Below are 14,838 nucleotides of genomic sequence, written 5' to 3'. Positions count from 1 at the left end.
ACCGGACCGACAGCTCATGCCCTCTTCCCCTTCCTCCAGCGCGCAGGCCATGCGCGAGGCGCTCGCCGTGCGCCTGCTCCATCTGCTCAAGGACGCAGGGATCACCCGGCGTGAGCTGTCGGCCCGGTGCGGCTGGGACCCCGCGAAGACCTCCCGGATCTTGGGTGCGCACGCCCAGCCGTCGGACGCGGACATCCGCGCCTGGTGCGCGGCCTGCGCCGCCGAAGTCCAGGCCGAGGACCTGGTGGCCACCGCCCGCACGGTCGACTCGATGTACCGGGAGTGGAAGCGCATCGCCCGCCGGGGCCTGCGGCAGGGCCAGGAGGAGGTGATCGGCCGGTACGCGAACGCCCAGACCTGCCGCGTGTACGTCTCCAACGTCTTCCCCGGGTTCTTCCAGACCTCCGCGTACGCCGAGGCGATCCTGCGGTCCGTCACCGAGTTCCACGGCACCCCCGACGACGTCGCCGAGGCCGTCGCCTCTCGCCTCGCCCGCTCCCGCTACCTCTACGAAGGCGACCACCGCTACGTCGTGCTGATGGAGGAGTGGGTGCTGCGCTCCCGGATCGGAACAACGCAGACCATGGCCGCGCAGCTGGCACACCTGCGCACCGTGATGAAGCTGCCGGCGGTGTCGCTGGGCATCATCCCGCTGGGCGCCCCGCGCACGGTGTGGCCGCTGGAGGCCTTCTACCTCTACGACGAGTCCCGCGTGATCGTGGAGACCCTGACTGCCGAGATCGACGTCCGTCAGCCGCGCGAGCTCACCGACTACTCCCGCGCGTTCGCCGAGCTGTCCCGCTCCGCAGTTCGGGGCGAGGAGGCTCGCGCTCTGATCGGGGCCGCCGAGGCCTCGCTCGCCTGAACGGTCCGCAAGTTCCCGCAAGGTTGTTGAGGGCCCCACGCGCCCCTCTCCAGCTTCGGTGGTGCCGGGAATTCCTCCGGTTTCCGCGCGCCACGGAGGCCCTGATGAGCGCTGCCGCGAACCCTCATGACCCGACCCAGGACCGGCCGAGTGCCCCAGCGGGCAGTTGCGGCTTCGCGCCGTCGGCGGCGGGCGAACTACTGCCGGAGCTGCTTGCGGACTTCACGGACTTACGGCTCGTGCGGGCCCGGGTCGGCTAGGAGCGCTTCCTCAGGACCACGGGGGAGGCCTCCGGTGAGTGAGCAGTACGAGTACCAGCCTCACCGCCTGCTCCACCAGCGGGTCCGCGACATCGCGTCCGGCGTCGAGGGCAAGCTGATGGCCGTGATCAACGAGAACGTCTCGGACACCGGCATCGAGCGCTGGATGGAGCTCTCCTACATCCGGAACGCGTCCGGCAGGGCGTTCACCACCGCCGTCGACAACGTCCGACCCGCCCATCAGCTTCCCGCCCCTGCCGGGGGCGGGATGGCCGGGCCCGGGGTCAGAACGTCCGGGCCCGGAGCACCACCGGGGGCGGGCAGCCGTCCCGCACCGCCGTTTCCGCAGAGAAGGAGCCATCCCATGGCGCAGTCCAAGTCCGCCCTCGCCGCCATCAGCGCCCAGGCGTCGGCCCAGGAGACCGATGAGGTCACCGGGCCCGTCGTGGTCGCCGTCGACGTGGAGGACGAGGAGTAGTCCTCGCCCCCGTCCTCGCCCTGGCATGGGCGCCCTTTCCCCAGCTCGCGGGCCGGGGAAGGGGCGCCCCTCTCGCTTCACCCTGGAGGCCGGTAGTGATTCACGTGTTTGTCGGGCCAACGCCGGCGAGGTCCGAGCCGCAGCTCGCCGCGCCGGGTGTGCGGGTCTGGCCGCCGGCGCGGCACGGCGACCTGTTCGACACTGCGATCCGCGGCGGTGACACGGTCGTCCTCATCGACGGCGTGTATCACCAGGCGCCTGCGCTGCGGCACAAGGAGATCCTTGCCGCGATGGGCCGGGGCGTCGGGGTGGTCGGGGCGGCAAGTATCGGCGCGCTGCGGGCGGCCGAGCTGGCGCCGTACGGGATGCTCGGCGTCGGCCACATCTACACCGCCTACGTCCGAGGGGGCATCGAGGGCGATGACGAGGTGGCGGTTGGGCAGGCCCCGGACGGGGCGTAAAAGGCGCTGACCTGGCCGCTGGTCAACCTCCGGCACGTGCTGGACCTGGCCGTCCCGGCCTGCGTGCTCGACGATGAGCGGGCCGCCGGGCTCCTTCAGGCGCTGCGCACGGTGTATTACCCGCAGCGCACGTGGGCCGCCGTACGGGCTGTGTGCCGCCGGCAGGGCGAGACGGCGTTCGCCGACTGGCTGAGCGAGCGGCGTGAGCAGAACCGGCACTTCGGTGACCTCAAGCGCGCCGACGCGCTCACCGCCGTGCGGACCGTGCTCGACGGCACCATGGAGGCGATGGACAAGGCTGCTGTCGTGCCGAGGTGGGAGACGGCCTACTTCCGCCGCTGGTCCAACGCCGCCGCGCGCGGGTGCGTGGACGGGATGGTGCTGTCCACCGAGGACCGCCTGGTGTACCAGCAGGTTTTCGACCCCGCGTTCGGCGAGCGGTGGGCGGCCTACCTCGAACACCTCTCCCTGCATCCTGCCGACGGCGGTCCCGGGCTGTCGCCGAAGCCGAGCGGGAAGGATGTCAACGCTCTCTGAAAACTGACCCCCATGTTGTTGGCCGCCGAGTGCCCTGGTTGTGTCGGCAGGGTTGTCAGCCGTGGATGCCAGAATCGGCGGCATGACGCTGTGTGACTATTTCTCCGCCGCTGACGACCAGGCTGCCATCGCGGTCCTGCAGTCTCCGGGAGGACCGGGTGGAGCGGAGCTCGACGTGGTCCTCCTCAAGAACATCGACCCGGTCGTCGCGATCGCCCAACTTGAGGCCATCATGACGGGCTGCAGCTATGAGGAGGCCAGCGAACGCCCGCGGTCCGGAGAACTACTGTCGTCGGAGGAGGACGGCCCGCCCTTTGTGGTCGGCTTGTCGGACACCCTTTTCGATGCCCTCGTCACGGCGACGCAGGACGACCTCGTTCGCTTTGCTGAGCCGTGGTCGAAGACCGACGAACTCCGGCAGATTCGGATCGGCGCCGAAGTCGCGGCGGACGTTCTGAAGGGCCTGGCTGGACTGGCTCAGCGCGCGCGGGCCTCCGGTCAGCGGTTGTATTGCTGGTGGGCGCTGTGAAGTACCGGCGTCCGGCGCCGTTCTCCTTGTTCAGCAGTTCTCGTAGCTGGCGGGTGCGGTAGGAGTCGCCGGTCAGTGTGAGAACCTCGGCATGGTGGACCAGGCGGTCGATCATCGCGGCGGCCACGACGTCATCCGAGAAGGTCTCTCCCCAGCGCCCGAAGGGGAGATTCGAGGTGGCCATCACGGAGCCCTGCTCGTAGCGCGACGCGATGAGCTGGAAGAACAGGTTCGCCGCGTCCTGGTCGAACGGGATGTATCCCACCTCGTCGATAATGATCAACTTGTAGCGGCGGATCTTCTTGAGCTCGGCCTCCAGGCGGCCGGCCTGGTGGGCTGTCGCGAGGCGGGCGATCCCGTTGCTGGCGGTGTCGAACAGGACCGAGTAGCCGGCCTGGGTGGCCTTGGCCCCGAGGCCGATGGCCAGGTGGGCCTTCCCGATCCCGGGCGGCCCCAGCAGGATCACGTTTTCGGCCTTCGCAACGAAAGTACCGGTCGCAAGGTGGGCAAGGACGTCGCGCCGCAGCGATGGCAGGTGGTCGAGGTTGAAGTCCTCCAGCGTCTTGACCTGGGGGAAGTGGGCGTGCTCCCCGCCGACGCGGGGGTGTTCCGCCTCCTGGACCAGTGGCCGGACATCGCGGCCGCCCTCTCCTCGAAGCTCGCCGTCCGTCCAGGCGGTCGCCTTCCACGCGGAGACCGGACAGCTGGACCTGCGCCCCGACTCGCCCGCGTACGCAACCCAGCTGCGCCTGATCAGCTCCCGGATCATCGCCGCGGCAAACGATGCGGTCGGCACCCAGGCGATCCGCACCGTCCGCGTCCTGACCGTGGGCGCTACGGACCCGGTGCCGTGCGAGGTGGTCACCGCTCCGACCTCGGCGGCCGCGCCCGAGGCGCCGGTGAAGACCTGCGACATGGCCCCGCCCGGCTTCCACCGGGCGATGACCGCCCACCAGGCCGTCCCGCGCGTCGAGCACGTGGCGTCAGGCGTTACCGAGGCGATCGAACGGCAGAACCAGGCGATGCGCGCACTGAGCCGCCGAGCGTTTCCTGAGCCGGACGTTGTCCCGGACGATGCGCCGGCCCCGATCGAACAGGCCCACATGCAGCGGCGCCGACAGGCTGCCGTCACCGAAGCCGCCGCCCTGCGGCGGGCCCGTGCGGAATGTGCCGCCCGGCATGCCGGAACGGCTCCCTTGGTCCCGAAGCAGGCCGTTCCGCTGCGCACGACGGCCTGACCAGCTGATAGCGCCGGATCAAGTCCGCGCGTCGTGTTCCTCCTGACCGACTCCCTGCACCATCAGGCCGTCCTGGCCGGCGACGACCCCGTCACCGCCAAGCGGATCGGCAGGTCCAACTTGCTTGCGATCCACGCCTTCACCGGCGCGCAGGACGAAGGTGCCCTGGCCCTGCTGCGCGCGCTGCACCGCGAAGTCCTCCAGGCCGGCTGAGGAAGTCGGTCAGGGTGCGCTGTCACAGGACGGCCCGTTCGGGGTAGCGGGCGGAGCGTCGACTTCCCCACTTAAATCGAACAGATTTACGATTGGGGGGTGACCTCCTCCACCGCCGGTTTCCCGGACGACCTCCTCAAGCTGCAAGAACAGCTGCACCGCGCCCACGCCGAGCAGCGCACCTACCGAGTTTGCTGGAACGATTGATGCGATGGGTACACCCGAACCCAACGAACATGACCAGTCGCTCAGCGGCGAGCTGCTGTACTGGGTGACCTTCGACGCGCCGCAATACGACTGCGACGGGGCCGGTCCCTATCGCAAGGCCCAGATCTGGGGGCGCTTCCTACGGGCTGAGCAAGAGCCTGAAGCGTAGATCCACACCTCGTGTCCCGCTCGAATCATCCGTCGAACCGGGTCGCTCACCTGGAGATTCCCCGGACATGGGGGCGGCCTTCGTCTGATCATGTGCTCCAACCAAGGTGCACGTGACCACGACGAAGGCCGTGAGGTGGGTCTGCTGCCGGATGCTGTCCGGAGGAAAGCCGTTCGCGGAAGCGTCACGCTCCGGGGCGAGTTCTACGAGTGTCTGACCGCCCGGCGCGATGAGTTGTTCGAGCTGGTGGACGCGGTGCTGTGTGCGGACGGTGCGGTGAAATCCCCGGTGGACTTGACGTTGTTGCCGAGCATCGTCGTGGGCACGGAGCGATGTACGGCGGTCTGAATCACGGCCGGATCGACGTCGGCCGGCTGCGGACCGTGTTGTCCGGGCTGTCGCTGCCGCGTTTCGACGGCAGGCGCCTGGTCCTGGCGGTCGACGTGTCGCCGTGGCTTCGCTCGGACGCGCCGTGCTCGGCGGAGCGGCTGTTCTGCCACGTCTACGGCCGGGCGAAGACGGCGTCGCAGTTCATTCCGGGTTGGCCGTACTCCTTCGTGGCCGTGTTGGAGCCGGGTGCCACGTCCTGGACCGCGATCCTGGACGCGGTCCGGCTCGGCCCGGCGGACGACTCGATCGCGATCACCGCAGCCCAGCCGCGGGGTGTCGTCGAACGGCTCGTTGCCGCTGGTCAGTGGCAGGCCGGGGACCCGGCCATCGTGATCGTCAGCGATGCGGGCTATGACGTCACCCGCCTGGCCTGAGTCCTGCGCGACCTGCCGGTCGAGCTGGTTGGCCGGGTTCGCTCCGACCGCGTGATGCGTCTGCCGAAGCCACCGCGGATGCACGGGGTCAACGGCCGGCCGCCCAAGCACGGACCAGAGTTCCGCTTCGCCAAGCCGGAGACCTGGCCTGAGCCCGCAATCACCACGGTCACCGACACCACCAACTACGGCAAGGCCGAGACCCAGGCGTGGGACCGGGTCCACCCAAGGCTTACCCACCGATCCTCATGGCTCGACCACGATGGTGAACTACCCCTGGTCGAGGGCACACTGATGCGATCGAAGGTGGATCACCTGTCGCAGGGCCGGGATGCCCCGCCCGTGTGGTTATGGTCCTCCAAGACCGGCGCCACCCCGGATGACGTGGACCGCTTCTGGCAGGCGTTTCTCCGCCGCTTCGGCCTGGAGGACACCTTCCGGTTCGCGAAGCAGACCCTCGGCTGGACCACCCCGAAGCTCCGCACGCCCGAGGCGGCGGACCGCTGGACCTGGATCCTGATCGTCCCCCACACCCAGCTGCGGCTCGCGAGAACGCTGGCCGCCGATCTCCGCCGGCCCTGGGAGAAACCCGCTGCCTCCGACCGGCTCACCCCGGCCCGGGTCCGCCGGGGGTTCAGGAACATCCGCGCTCACCTCGCCTGTCCGGCGCGTGTTCCCAAACCCCGAGGCACCGGCCGCGGACGGCCATCCGGTGCCAAGAACAAGGAACGGGCACCCCGCTACGACATCGGCAAAACCGTCAAGCGCCCCGAGACCCTCAAGGCCATCGGCAAGCCTGGAAGATCTTGGTAGACAAAGAACGAGCTAAGCGTGCCCACCGCCTCGCGTGTCGGAGGAGCCGTCAAGGACTGAATGCGTGTCGCGACTCGTCAACGATCGACAGCTCGGCCGTAAACGATCGTTGAATATCGGTGGGGAGTGTCGATAGGGTGCCATGCACAGACCAACCTGAGCGCCGGCGCAACCTCGGAGGACCTGGTGGCCCCTGTCTCGCCTCTGTCAGCGACGGTTGAGCGTCTTCAGGCGTTGATCCAAGAGCGAGGCATGGATCCGGCGGAGTTGCTCGATCCTGCGGCGCTGGCAGACAGAACAGCCCTGTCCGAAGACACCGTTCGCACCTTGCTGGGGGGCGGTGAACCGACGGTCAATGCCGTCAACGAACGGGTTCGCACCCGCATCAAAGCCCTCGCCGACGCTTACCTGACGAAGACAGGCAAGCGCATGTCCGACCTCGCCGGCAGCATTTCTCAGGAGTTGGGTGTATCCGCGTTCTGGGCTCGGAAGGTGTGCGCCGGCGAAAAGGTTCCCAGCGTGGAACTCCTGCACGGCCTGGTGGACTTCTTCGGAGTCACGGGGGGCGAGGCGTTCTTCACGGCCCCAGCCGCCGAGGCCCTGAACCAGGCGCTGCTGCCCGTCCTCGCCGCGCTGCAGCCGACGCCGGACAGCCCTCAAGCCGCTGGCGACCCACCGACCGAAGTGCTGTGGGGGTACGACAACGTCCGCAGCATCGCCCTGCGGCAGGCGAACGGCCTTCCGCCTGAGCGTTGGAAAGTGCTCAACGCGACCTTGGAGGCACTGCTGGAACTTGATGACCAAGAGGCAGACCGATGAGCAGCGCAAGGGCGATGCGGCGGCTCAGCGACCGGCTCATCAGGAACTTGTCGCAGCCTACTGGTGACGAGGACGTCATCGCCCTCATAGGCCAGGCCCTGACCCAGGTACGCGGACGGACGGTCCGGTTACGCAAGGCGGCCTTCCCACCGGCGACGGCCAGCGGACTGTGGGTGGACCGCCCAAGCCACGACCTGATCGTCTACGAGGAGAACACCGACCCCGAGCACCAGATTGTGATCATCGGCCACGAGGCATGGCACATGTTCCACGGCCACTGCAGCAGCGGCCCGATTGGACGCGCCGCCTCCCGTGCGGCAGGCAACGATGTAGCAGTAGGCCTCGCAGAACTCGTGGCTGTCGTCTCAGCGGCCGACGATGCAGATGCCCCTTTCACCGATCGTACGGACGCAGCCCTGCATTACGCCGCACGCTCAGACACCCACGAGGTCGACGAGGAACTCGATGCCGAGCACTTCGGCCTCCGGTTCGCCACCGATCTGCTGACGGCCCTGCGGCAGAAGCGCTCCTCCATTGACCCCCACCATGTCAGCGGGCGCATCGGGACCTCCATGGCCCATCACTTCCGTCAGATCTGACCCTTTCGACTCGGCGTGCGCGCGGCATATGACTGGGAGAGAAGTAGCACAGTGGCATCCGGACCCGGCAACCTCGTTTACTACGTCCCCGGTTTAACACTGCTTTTCGTCTGTGCCATGAAGCTTCCCACGCTCGTCCGTCGACGGCGCGACCCTCTGCTGCGGTCGGCTTTCTTGCAGCTCTTTGCCGGGGGATGCATCATGCTGCTCGCCGCCCCGGAGTCCATCCTCGCGCTCAACCAGGCCACAGGCATAACGAACTGTGCAGCAGTGGTCGTTTACGCAGCGCTCACTACGTATTCTGGCGCAAGCCTCCTGCTGATCATCCATTGGCGGCCAGCGCTGCCAGAACAGACCCGACGCGCTGCACGCAGATGTCTCATGGCCTACAGCCTGGCCGTTCTCATCATCGTCGTCCTCTTCTGGGTCGGGAATGCCCCAGTGGAGCAGATCACGCTCTTCGACGCCTACTATGCCAACACGCCCTACATTCGCGAGATGATCGTCACGTATCTCCTTGCCCACGGCGTGGCGGCAACAGCCAACCTCACCATGTGCTGGCGATGGTCTACAGAGGTTCGCGGTTCCCTCCGGACAGGCTTGCGCCTACTCGTTCCCGCCTACCTACTCCACGTGGGCTACGACGTCACACGACTGGTCGCCGTGAGCGCCCGCTGGGCCGGCCACAACTTGGACTTCCTCATCGGCCAGGTCTCTCCGCGATTCGCTGCCCTGTCTGCCATCATCGGTGCCGTCGGATACACCCTTCCGTTAGTGGGGCCGCGAATCGCGCAGACCGCCCAGGCCATGCGCCAGCTCCGACAACTGACCCCACTGTGGCGGGTGCTGCGCAATGTACCTACCCCTGGGGCAATCCGTTCCTCGCTGCCCTGGTGGCGAACGTCCCCAGCCATGCTCCTGATGAGCCGGAAAACTGCGCTGTACGACGCCATGCTCTCCCTGACTCCCTACTGCGATCCAGCCGTCCGCGATGTGGCCTATCAGGCTGCGCTCCGCTGCCGCCAGGATGAGGCCTCGGCCGCAGCCAGCGCAGACGCGGCCATGATCGTCGTCGCTCTTGAGCGGCAGCACGCCGACCCCGAGCAACTCCAGGGCAGCGCTGGATCATCGGCGTGGCGCTCCAAGGATCTGATTCCGCTGTCCCTTGCTCTTGCTTCGCCTGTCGTTCAAAACCTCCGCGAGCACGACCGTTCCCCCGCAGAAAGCAGCCGATCATGAGTGAAGCCCCCCGGCAGAGTTCCACCCGCGCCGTGATCATCGGGGGCAGTATGGCCGGCATGCTCGCCGCGGCTGCCATCAAGGACAAGGTCGAATCTGTTGAGATCATCGAGGCTCACGATCTGCCCGAAGGCCCGGAGTCGCGCGTCGGTGTCCCCCAAGCCGTGCACCTTCATCTGCTGCAATCCGGCGGCATAGATGCGATGGAGAGGCTTCTGCCCGGCACGATCGACCAGCTGCTGGCGGCGGGCGCCCATCGCATACCGATGACCACGAACATGGTCATCTACTCGCCCGAAGGCTGGTACCGCCGTTGGCAGCACGCCACTCACTACCTGATCACCGCGAGCCGGGACCTGACCGACCACATCATCCGGGCACGGGTCCTCAAAGAGCCCCGGATCAAAGTACGCACCCAGACCAAAGTCATCGAACTACTCGGCAACAGGCGTCGCGTCACTGGTGTGCGCATCCAGACCGCCGGCCAGGCAGAAACAGAACTGCGAGCCGACCTCGTTATCGACGCCTCCGGCCGGGCCTCCCGCACGCCCCATTGGCTCGCCCAGCTGGGTATCAGTGGTGTCGTCGAGGACCGCATCGACTCCGGCTTGGTGTACGCCAGCCGAATGTACCGTGCTCCTGTCCCCAACCAGAGCTGGCCCGTAGTCAGCGTGAACGCCGACCCCCGCTTGCCTCAGCCCGCCAACGCTGGCGGCATCCTGCCCATCGAAGGCGACCGATGGCACGTCAGCTTGATGGGCGCACCCGGAGGTCACCCCACCCGCGACGCGGACGCCTTCGAACCCTTTGCGCGCACCCTGCGCCACCCCATCATTGCCGACCTCCTCACGCACGCCCAACCGCTCAGCGATGTCAGCGTCACCCACAGCACCGCCAACCGCCGCTACTACTACGAGCGACTCAAAGTCTGGCCTGAAGGACTAGTGGCACTGGGAGACTCTGCCGCGGCCTTCAACCCCCTCTACGGCCAGGGCATATCAGTCATCGCGCATGGCGCTCTTGCCCTGCGCGACCTGCTCTGCGAGGGCCTGGCACCCGGCTTGGCCCGACGCGCCCAACGAGCCATCGCCCGCCCCGTCAACGCAGCATGGGCCCTGTCCGTCGGACAGGACATCCACTTCTCCACCACGGCCGGCAAGACCCCGAGCGTCGCCGATCGACTCCTTCATCGCTACGTCAGCCGTCTCTCGCTCACCGCAACGGGCTCGTTCCACGCTGCCACAGCGCTTACTGACGTGCTGACACTCGAGGCTTCGCCCACTTCGCTCCTGCGGCCAAGCGTGCTGGCGTCAGCTCTCATAGGACCGCTACGCCCGCAGCTTCGTGGCCCTCAGCTCACCCCAGCAGAACTCGGCCTTCTGAGCGATCTGCATGAGCAACCCTAAGGGCTGTCCCGTAACTGGACGGCGTCCCCTGCCCGACCTGGATCGGACCGTGTCAGTGGCTGGTGACAGGATCGAGGGGTGCTGATCAAGGGATATGACGTCGGCCCGTTGGTGCCGGGCGAGTCACTGCTGCTCCACTCGGGCTTCTGGTCGAACTACCTCTTGGCAATGTGCAGCGACGGGGGGTGTGCCGAGCGCCCGGTTCCGGAGTGGTTCGGTGAGGACGGCGCCGATGCCGATGCCCTGTCCGATGTCCTCTTCGACCCTGAGCACTGGCCCGTGTTCAGGGTGCCGGCTGACGACGGACCCGGAGCTGTGGTGATCTACCGCAACCTGGACGGTGACTACGGCACCGACTACCTCCTCACCCATCCGGGCAGAAGCTGCGCCGAGCAGATCGCCAGCTGGGACGGAGATTTCTCGGGCACTGGGCTGAGGTGGCACGAACTGATCCGGATCGCCGACAGCCCGTTGCCTGCGGACGAAGGCGTCCAGGACACGGCCACCCGCTTTCTGCTGCTGCTTCCCCTCCTCACCGACCCGGACGTGCCGGAAACGGCATCGGCAAGGCTGATCGCGACCCTGACCGCAGTTGGCGCGCCACAAGAGACAGTCTCCCTCGCGGCGGAGCACCTGCTGGCGCACCTTACGAGGAGATCCCGACATGACCCTGCGTGGACGTCTCCGTTGAGCGGCAGCTGAGAGGCGGACTAGACCACCGGCCATCCCGTGGAACGATCTTGGTATGGCTGGTGTGATCACGGCGTCGGAATCTTCCTGGATAGCCCCGTTCTCCGGGCCGAGTCCTCGCACCTTCGGGAAGCTCGTAACGGTTCTACGGCGCCGGGGTGCGGACGCCATTCGGAAACGAGTGTGAGTAGTCGGGGTACAGGAAATCCCGGTGAGATTGATCTTGGTCGGCTAGCACACCGTTCCGTGGCCTCGCTGAGGTTCACGGAAAGATCGTCGAGCGGGTGCCAGCGCTGGCTGCGGTCCGCCTCGTGCCGGTGGAGTTTCTGACTGATGAGCAGGCCGAGGCGTACGGGACGTTCACCGAGGTGCCCACGCGCCCGGAGCTGGAGCGGTTCTTCTTCCTCGACGATGACGACCGCGACCTGATCGCGCTGCGGCGTACGGACGCGCACCGGCTGGGTATGACGGTGCAGATCTGCACGGTCCGCTACGTCGGCCGGTTCCTGGGCGAGTACCCGCTCGCGGTGCCGTGGGAGACCGTGGAGTTCCTCGCGGGACAGCTCGGCATCGCGGACGCCTCGTGCGTGAAGCGGTACGCCGAGCGGCGCTCGACGGTGTACGAGCACGCGGACGAGGTCCAGAGGCGGTTCAAGTACCGCGACTTCACCGACCGGAAGTGAGGGCGGGAGTTCCGCGGCTTCCTGTACGGGCGGGCGTCGACGCACGCCGAGGGGCCGGTGGCTCTGTTCAACCACGCGGTGACGTGGCTGCGGAAGAACCGGGTGTTGTTACCGGGTGTCTCGGTGCTGGCCCGGCAGGTGTCGGAGGCCCGTACGGCGGCCGAGCGACGCCTGTACGAGGCGGTGGCCCGGGCCACCGCCCGGGCGGATGCGGCGCTCGCGCCGGCGCTGGCGGAGCTGCTGGCGGTGCCGGAGGGCAGGCGGGTCTCGGAGCTGGAGCGGCTACGGACGCCGCCGGTGAAGACGACGGGCACGCGATGGTGCGGGCCATGGAGCGGGTGGAGGAGATCTCCTCGTTCGCGCTGGGCCGGGTGAACCTGTCGCGGGTTCCGGTGAACAGGCTGTCCGCGCTGGCCCGGTACGGGCAGCTGAGCAAGGCGCAGACGATCGAGCGGGCGCCGGAGCCGTGGCGGACCGCACTGCTGACGGCGGTGCTGCGCCAGCTGGAGGCGCAGGCGGTCGACGACGCGCTGGACCTGTTCGCGGTGCTGATGGCGAACAGGCTGATCAGCCCGGCCAGGCGGGCGTCGGACCGCGAGCGCCTGTCGGCGCTGCCGCAACTGGAGAAGGCGGCCCGGATCCTGGCGAAGGCGTCGAAGATCCTCACCCAGGAGCTGGACCTGGTCGCCGAGCACGAGGCGGATCTGGACGTCGCCGCGCTGTGGGCGGCGGTCGAGGAGGCCGTGCCGCGTACGGCGGTGGCCGGGGCGGTCGCGACCGTCGAGGCCCTGGTGCCCGAGGACGACGGCTCGGCCGAAGCGGCGATGCGCGAGAAGCCGGCCCTGCGCTACAACACCGTGCGCCCGTTCCTGTCACTGCTGGGCGAGTCGGACGCACTGGACGCGGCCCCGGCCGGGCGGCGCATCCTCAAGGCCGTGCGTCGCCTGCCCGCGCTCTCCCGGCGCCGGGTCAAGGACCGGCCGCTGCTGCCCGCGAGGTCGACGCCGAGCCGATGCCGGCGATGTGGAAGCGCGCGGTGTTCTCCAACGCCAAGCTGCTTCAGGGCGCGGTCGACCGCGATGCGTACGTGGTGTGCGTGCTGGAGCAGCTGCACCGTGCCCTGAACCGGCGCGATGTGTCCGCCTCCCCGTCGAACCGGTGGGCAGATCCGCGCGCGAGGCTGCTGGACGGGCCGCGGTGGGAGGCGATGCGCGCGGACGTGCTCGCGGGCCTGTCCCTGACCGAGGACGCCGAGGGGCACCTGGCCCAGCTCGTCCGGGGGCTGGACGCGGCATGCCGGCAGATGGCCGACCACCTTCAGGAGGCCGGCGCCGACGCGAAGGTGGAGATCGTTGTACCCGAGGGCGGCGGACGCGCCCGCCTGTCGGTGGACAAGCTCGGCGCGGTGGGCGAGCCGGAGTCGCTGACCTGGCTCAAGGCCACCACGGAGGCGATCCTCCCGAGAATCGACCTGCCGGACCTGCTGTTCGAGGTCCACTCCTGGACCGGGTTCCTCGACGCCTTCGGGCACGCCTCCGAGCGGCGCACCCGCATGGAGGGCCTGCTTGTCTCCCTGGTCGCGCTGCTGGTGGCGGAGAGCTGCAACATCGGCCTGACCCCGGTCATCGACCCGGAGAACAAGGCACTGACCCGCTCACGTCTGTCCCACGTCGACCAGAACTACCTGCGCGCCGACACTAACGCCGCGGCGAACGCCGCGCTCATCACCGCCCGGTCCCGCATCGAGCCGGCCCAGATGTGGGGCGGCGGACTGCTCGCCTCCGTCGACGGCCTGCGGTTCGTCGTCCCCGTGAAGAGCATCAACACCGGCCCTTCGCCCAAGCACTACGGCTACAAACGGGGCGTGACCTGGCTCAATGCTGTCAATGACCAGGTGGCGGGGATCGGCGCGATGGTCGTACGCGGCACCCCGCGCGACAGCCTCTACACCCTGGACACCCTGCTGAACCTCGACGGCGGGGTGAAGCCGGAGATGGTCGCCACCGACAACGCTTCGTACTCCGACATGGCGTTCGGCCTGTACAAGATGCTCGGCTTCCGCTTCGCCCCGCGCTTCCGCGACTTGGCCGACCAGCGATTCTGGCGGGCCGACCTGCCCGACGGCGAGGCGCCGGCGACCGGGTACGGGCCTCTGGAGGCCGTCGCCTGCAACAAGGTGAACCTCAAAGGGATCGCCACACACTGGCCGGACATGCTCCGGGTGGCCGGGTCGCGCATCACCAACCAGGTCCGGGCCTACGACCTGCTGCGGATGTCCGGCCGCGAGTGCCACCCCACCCAGCTCGGCGCCGCGTTCGCCGAGTACGGCCGCATCGACAAGACCATGCACCTGCTCGCCTTGGCCGACCCGGTCGACGACACCTACCGCCGGCTGATGAACCGGCAGCTCACCGTCCAGGAGTCCCGCCACCGCCTGGCCCGCGCGATCTGCCACGGCGGCCGCGGCCAGATCCGCCAGGCGTACCGCGAGGGCCAGGAGGACCAGCTCGCCGCCCTCGGCCTGGTGCTCAACGCCGTCGTCCTGTGGAACACCCGCTACCTGGACGCGGCCGTCGCCCGGCTCCGCGCCGAGGGCCACGACATCAAGGACGAGGACGTCGTCCGCCTCTCCCCGCTCAAGGACCGGCACATCAACTTCCTGGGCCGCTACCTGTTCAACATCAAGGCCAGCAGCCCCGGCCACGGCCTGCGCCCGCTGCGGGGCCCGGACGCCGTCGAGGACGACGAAGACGAGGAGTGACAGGCGGCGCACCCGACCTGTCGGGCCGTTCGTTGTGGAAGCTGAGGCCCCGCGCGGCTGCCCTGTGCCGAGAGGAGAAGAGCACGCAATGGCCGATGCGAGGGGTC

General features: G+C 68.3%; 12 protein-coding genes and 4 pseudogenes. 14 read left to right on the top strand and 2 right to left on the bottom strand.

The window, feature by feature from the left end; genetic code table 11:
- The first annotated feature begins 16 nt into the window (after positions 1-16).
- The 4 genes and pseudogenes from ACIPW5_RS25710 to ACIPW5_RS25695 all read left to right on the top strand — a co-directional run bounded on the left by ACIPW5_RS25710 (position 17) and on the right by ACIPW5_RS25695 (position 2,601).
- A complete protein-coding gene (locus tag ACIPW5_RS25710) occupies positions 17-865 on the top strand; it encodes a Scr1 family TA system antitoxin-like transcriptional regulator (RefSeq protein ID WP_401249244.1) in 849 nt (282 codons plus the stop codon).
- 294 nt (positions 866-1,159) lie between these two features.
- A pseudogene (locus ACIPW5_RS25705) lies at positions 1,160-1,390 on the top strand (hypothetical protein); the annotation flags it as partial.
- 308 nt (positions 1,391-1,698) lie between these two features.
- Positions 1,699-2,064: a TfuA-like protein gene (locus ACIPW5_RS25700; RefSeq protein WP_401249242.1), complete on the top strand. Its 366-nt coding sequence runs from the start codon at positions 1,699-1,701 to the stop codon at positions 2,062-2,064.
- Between the two features lie 36 nt (positions 2,065-2,100).
- Entirely contained in the window at positions 2,101-2,601 is a 501-nt protein-coding gene (locus ACIPW5_RS25695; protein ID WP_401249239.1) for a hypothetical protein, read from the top strand.
- A 353-nt stretch (positions 2,602-2,954) separates the two neighbouring features.
- Here the strand turns inward: ACIPW5_RS25695 and istB are convergent, their stop codons facing one another.
- Together istB and ACIPW5_RS25685 are read right to left on the bottom strand one after the other, a co-directional pair.
- Entirely contained in the window at positions 2,955-4,046 is a 1,092-nt protein-coding gene (gene istB, locus ACIPW5_RS25690) for an IS21-like element helper ATPase IstB (protein WP_401249237.1), read from the bottom strand.
- Between the two features lie 67 nt (positions 4,047-4,113).
- Positions 4,114-4,311 (bottom strand): hypothetical protein, encoded by a 198-nt coding sequence (locus ACIPW5_RS25685; protein ID WP_401249234.1) that lies wholly within the window; start codon positions 4,309-4,311, stop codon positions 4,114-4,116.
- Positions 4,312-4,401: 90 nt separating this feature from the next.
- Here ACIPW5_RS25685 and ACIPW5_RS25680 point away from each other — a divergent pair, with 90 nt between their 5' ends.
- The 10 genes and pseudogenes from ACIPW5_RS25680 (at position 4,402) to ACIPW5_RS25635 (ending at position 14,731) form a co-directional block, all read left to right on the top strand.
- Positions 4,402-4,581 carry a hypothetical protein gene (locus tag ACIPW5_RS25680; RefSeq protein WP_401249231.1) on the top strand — a complete coding sequence of 60 codons (180 nt, stop codon included), beginning with the start codon at positions 4,402-4,404 and terminating at the stop codon, positions 4,579-4,581.
- Positions 4,582-4,792: 211 nt separating this feature from the next.
- Entirely contained in the window at positions 4,793-4,957 is a 165-nt protein-coding gene (locus ACIPW5_RS25675; RefSeq protein ID WP_401249229.1) for a hypothetical protein, read from the top strand.
- A 135-nt stretch (positions 4,958-5,092) separates the two neighbouring features.
- Positions 5,093-6,534 (top strand): annotated as a pseudogene (locus ACIPW5_RS25670) (NF041680 family putative transposase).
- A gap of 252 nt (positions 6,535-6,786) precedes the next feature.
- Complete coding sequence (locus ACIPW5_RS25665) at positions 6,787-7,353, top strand: hypothetical protein (RefSeq protein ID WP_401249227.1); 567 nt, start codon at positions 6,787-6,789, stop codon at positions 7,351-7,353.
- Positions 7,350-7,952: a toxin-antitoxin system, toxin component gene (locus ACIPW5_RS25660; RefSeq protein WP_401249225.1), complete on the top strand. Its 603-nt coding sequence runs from the start codon at positions 7,350-7,352 to the stop codon at positions 7,950-7,952. The genes ACIPW5_RS25665 and ACIPW5_RS25660 overlap by 4 nt, the downstream gene beginning before the upstream one ends.
- A gap of 15 nt (positions 7,953-7,967) precedes the next feature.
- Entirely contained in the window at positions 7,968-9,191 is a 1,224-nt protein-coding gene (locus ACIPW5_RS25655; protein WP_401249222.1) for an MAB_1171c family putative transporter, read from the top strand.
- A complete protein-coding gene (locus ACIPW5_RS25650) occupies positions 9,188-10,597 on the top strand; it encodes an NAD(P)/FAD-dependent oxidoreductase (protein WP_401249219.1) in 1,410 nt (469 codons plus the stop codon). Before ACIPW5_RS25655 ends, ACIPW5_RS25650 begins: the two co-directional genes overlap by 4 nt.
- A gap of 78 nt (positions 10,598-10,675) precedes the next feature.
- Positions 10,676-11,299 carry a hypothetical protein gene (locus tag ACIPW5_RS25645; RefSeq protein ID WP_401249216.1) on the top strand — a complete coding sequence of 208 codons (624 nt, stop codon included), beginning with the start codon at positions 10,676-10,678 and terminating at the stop codon, positions 11,297-11,299.
- Positions 11,300-11,342: 43 nt separating this feature from the next.
- Positions 11,343-11,465: pseudogene (locus tag ACIPW5_RS25640) on the top strand (IS5/IS1182 family transposase); the annotation flags it as partial.
- Between the two features lie 133 nt (positions 11,466-11,598).
- A pseudogene (locus ACIPW5_RS25635) lies at positions 11,599-14,731 on the top strand (Tn3 family transposase).
- Positions 14,732-14,838 lie beyond the last annotated feature (107 nt).

It is taken from the genome of Streptomyces sp. NPDC090077 (genome assembly GCF_044747545.1).
In the GTDB taxonomy this organism is placed as follows: domain Bacteria; phylum Actinomycetota; class Actinomycetes; order Streptomycetales; family Streptomycetaceae; genus Streptomyces.
This window is presented reverse-complemented; position numbering and strand designations above follow the sequence as displayed.

Coding starts and splice junctions, on each gene's coding strand:
- ACIPW5_RS25685 (WP_401249234.1), bottom strand. CDS start 4,311: ATGCCGGGCGGCACATTCCGCACGGGCCCGCCGCAGGGCGGCGGCTTC.
- ACIPW5_RS25665 (WP_401249227.1), top strand. CDS start 6,787: ATGGATCCGGCGGAGTTGCTCGATCCTGCGGCGCTGGCAGACAGAACA.
- ACIPW5_RS25675 (WP_401249229.1), top strand. CDS start 4,793: ATGGGTACACCCGAACCCAACGAACATGACCAGTCGCTCAGCGGCGAG.
- istB (WP_401249237.1), bottom strand. CDS start 4,046: ATGTCGCAGGTCTTCACCGGCGCCTCGGGCGCGGCCGCCGAGGTCGGA.
- ACIPW5_RS25710 (WP_401249244.1), top strand. CDS start 17: ATGCCCTCTTCCCCTTCCTCCAGCGCGCAGGCCATGCGCGAGGCGCTC.
- ACIPW5_RS25660 (WP_401249225.1), top strand. CDS start 7,350: ATGAGCAGCGCAAGGGCGATGCGGCGGCTCAGCGACCGGCTCATCAGG.
- ACIPW5_RS25650 (WP_401249219.1), top strand. CDS start 9,188: ATGAGTGAAGCCCCCCGGCAGAGTTCCACCCGCGCCGTGATCATCGGG.